The sequence below is a fragment of the Thiomonas sp. TH-17 genome, assembly GCF_057473305.1.
Window position 1 is genome coordinate 1 of record NZ_JBYCKI010000267.1, and the last position, 2,808, is coordinate 2,808.

The window sequence follows — 2,808 nt, forward strand, 5'->3', positions numbered from 1 at the left end:
CCCAGCATGTACGAAGCGGGTTTCGTCTCCGCGGCGCACGACGATGCGGTGATCGAGGCCACGCTGCAGGCGGCAGACGGTGCGTTTGCGGACATGAGCAAGGGTTGATTGGCGCCTTGCCCTGACGCCAAATCCATCGGTTTTATTTGTTCCACCAAGCGTGAAACACTGCACTAGCGCGGAATCTGCACATCCCACAGCCGCGCGGCAATCACTGCGGTGCGGCCGTTCATGTAAGGCGAGTACAGGCGCTTCTGATAAATGCGCGGGGCGGGCAGCATGACGGCCAGCCTTGCGGCCTGCGCCGGGCTGAGGCGGGCGGCGCTGGTGTGAAAGTAGGTTTGTGCGGCGGCTTGCGCGCCGTAGATGCCGTTGCCCCATTCCACGCTGTTGAGGTAGATCTCCAAGATGCGGCGTTTGCCCAGAATGCCTTCGAGCATGAAGGTGATGATCAGCTCCTGGCCTTTGCGCAGATAGTCGCGCTCGGGGGAGAGGAACAGGTTTTTGGCGAGCTGCTGCGTGATGGTGGAGCCGCCGACGACTCTTCCGCTGCGCTCGAAGCGGCGACTGTGGTTGCGATCCCAGGCATTTTGAATGGCGTCCCAGTCCACGCCGTCGTTGGTGAGGAAGGTGGCGTCTTCCGAGGCGACGACGGCGCGTTTGAGGTGCGGGCTGATCGCGTCGTAGGGCGCCCAGTCGTGCTTCCAGGGCACGGTGTCGCCGCTTTTGAGGATGCGCAGTTCGGCCGCGCGCATGAAGGTGGTGCTGGACGGCGGAATCACCGTCCACAGTGCGATACGCAGGGCGAAATAGCCTTGCAGCACCAGGCCGGAAAGCACGAACAGCCACAGCAAGCGGCGCCACAGCGGCGCAGAAGTGCGCGGGCGCATGGTCAGGATAGGCGGGTGGATGTGCGGGCGGCGGCGAGTTCGGCGCGCAGCGTGGCCAGCACCGGGGCGGTGGCCGGCGCTTCGCCGTGCCACAGGGTGTAGCTCTGCGCGGCTTGTTCCACCAGCATGCCCAGCCCGTCCCAGGCGCTGGCGCCCGCGGCGCGGGCCTGCGCGACAAAGGGGGTGTCGTGCGCGCCGTACATCATGTCGTAGGCCCACTGCGCGGGGCGCAGCACGCCGTCCGGCAGATCGAGCGCGCGGCCGTCGAGACTGGCGGCCGTGGCGTTGATGACGCCATCGGCCCAGTGCGTCGGCGGCTCGAGCACCACCTGCAGATCGGCGCCGTGCTGCGCGGCCAGAGCGCTGTGGCGCGCGGCCAGGGCTTGGGCCTTGTCGGCAGTGCGGTTCCACAGGGCGATGGCGCGCGCGCCTGCTTTGAGGAGCGGGCCGAGTACGCCGCTGGCCGCACCACCGGCGCCGAGCAGCAGCACGCGCTGCCCCTGCAGCGGGTGGTGGGCATCGGAGGCCAGCACGCGGGCCAGATCGCGCACCAGGCCGATGCCATCGGTGTTGTCGCCCCACAGGCCGCCTTCGTCCCAGCCGAGGGTGTTGACCGCCTGCGCCAGTTGCGCCGCCGGGCTGCGGCGGACGCACAGGCGCCAGGCGTCGAATTTGAACGGCACCGTGATGTTGGCGCCCCGGCCGCCTTCGGCATAGAAGGCGTCGAGAGCGGCTTCGAAACCATCCACCGGGGCGAGCCGCGCCTCATAGCGCAGCGCCACGCCGGTTTGCTCGGCGAACAAGGCGTGAATGCGCGGCGAGCGGCTGTGCGCGATGGGGTTGCCAAACACGGCGTAGAGCGGGGGCGGGGGCGAAGTCATGGGGCTGTCTGCGGTCAAGGCTCGGCCTGAGCCGGGTTTTGCGGGGCCTGCACCGCGGTTTCCAGACCCTGCGTGCGGGTGAAGCGGAAACGCGAGATCACCACGATTTGATCGGCCTGCTTGAGCATGCCTTGGGTGAACTGGCCATAGGGCTGCGCGGCTTCGACAATGGCGCGCGCCTGTCGGTCGAGCGTGGGGTTGCCCGAGCTTTGGATGATTTCGGTGGAAACCAGCCGACCATTGGCGCCGACGGTGATGGACATGATGAGGCTGCCATACAGCTTGTTGCCCCCGCTTTGCGGAAACTCGCGCGTGCCCAGGGTCTCGATCTTGGTGCGCAGCTTGTCGTAATACAGCGCGTAGGCGGCTTCGCGGGTGGACGGGCCGATGAAGCGGCGGCGCGGCTTGGCGTTCTGCTGCTGAATCTGCCGCTCGATGGCGCCCAGCATGTCGAGCAACTGCCGCCGTTTCTGCTCCAGCGCCTGTTGTTTCGCGGGATCGTTTTCCTGCCGCACGGTCTGCGCCAGTTGCACGATCTGCTGCCGCACCTGGGTGAGCAACTGCTGCTGCTTCTGCTCCAGCGCCGAGAGGCTGCGCTGCTGGTTGACCGCCGCGTCGCCGTGCGAGACATCGGCGGTGAACGGCAGCGGCGTGGTGGCCAGACCCTTGTTGGCGTCGCCGCCGCCGTCGAGGTTGGCTTGGGCGATGGCCTGCGGTTTGGCCGGGGCGTCGTCGGTGCGCTGGTTCACCAGCACCACGTCGAGCGGCGCGTTGTCGAACATCCGGTTGAAGGTCTCGGGCGCCGCAAAGCGCAGGCTCAGCAGCGCGAGATGCACCCCGACCGAGGCGATCAGGGCCCAGTGCAAAGGGGTGAGGGAGCGCAGGCGGAGGGAGGGCACGGAGGGGGCGGGGCGGATCGGGCAGCGGCGATTTTACGAAGCCTGCTGCGCGGCGGGGGCGGCCGATTCGGCGTCGGGCTCATCGGTATCGACCGCCACGCTGATGGGCGCGGCCAGGGCGACGGCTTCGTCGTCTTC

Annotated in this window: 3 protein-coding genes; all 3 read right to left on the bottom strand. The window is 68.0% G+C overall.

Annotated elements, in window-relative coordinates; translation table 11 throughout:
* Positions 1-173: 173 nt before the first annotated feature.
* The 3 genes from mtgA to AC2VLV_RS15345 are packed head-to-tail and all read right to left on the bottom strand — an operon-like array spanning position 174 to position 2,670.
* Positions 174-890 (bottom strand): monofunctional biosynthetic peptidoglycan transglycosylase, encoded by a 717-nt coding sequence (gene mtgA / locus AC2VLV_RS15335; protein ID WP_486990809.1) that lies wholly within the window; start codon positions 888-890, stop codon positions 174-176.
* 2 nt (positions 891-892) lie between these two features.
* Entirely contained in the window at positions 893-1,771 is an 879-nt protein-coding gene (gene aroE, locus AC2VLV_RS15340; RefSeq protein WP_486990810.1) for a shikimate dehydrogenase, read from the bottom strand.
* A gap of 14 nt (positions 1,772-1,785) precedes the next feature.
* The gene (locus tag AC2VLV_RS15345) at positions 1,786-2,670 is read right to left on the bottom strand and encodes a TonB family protein (protein WP_486990811.1); all 885 of its coding nucleotides are present in this window, start codon (positions 2,668-2,670) and stop codon (positions 1,786-1,788) included.
* Positions 2,671-2,808 lie beyond the last annotated feature (138 nt).

Excerpts from the sequence above, each read along its gene's own strand:
- mtgA (WP_486990809.1), bottom strand. The coding sequence starts at position 890 with ATGCGCCCGCGCACTTCTGCGCCGCTGTGGCGCCGCTTGCTGTGGCTG.
- aroE (WP_486990810.1), bottom strand. The coding sequence starts at position 1,771 with ATGACTTCGCCCCCGCCCCCGCTCTACGCCGTGTTTGGCAACCCCATC.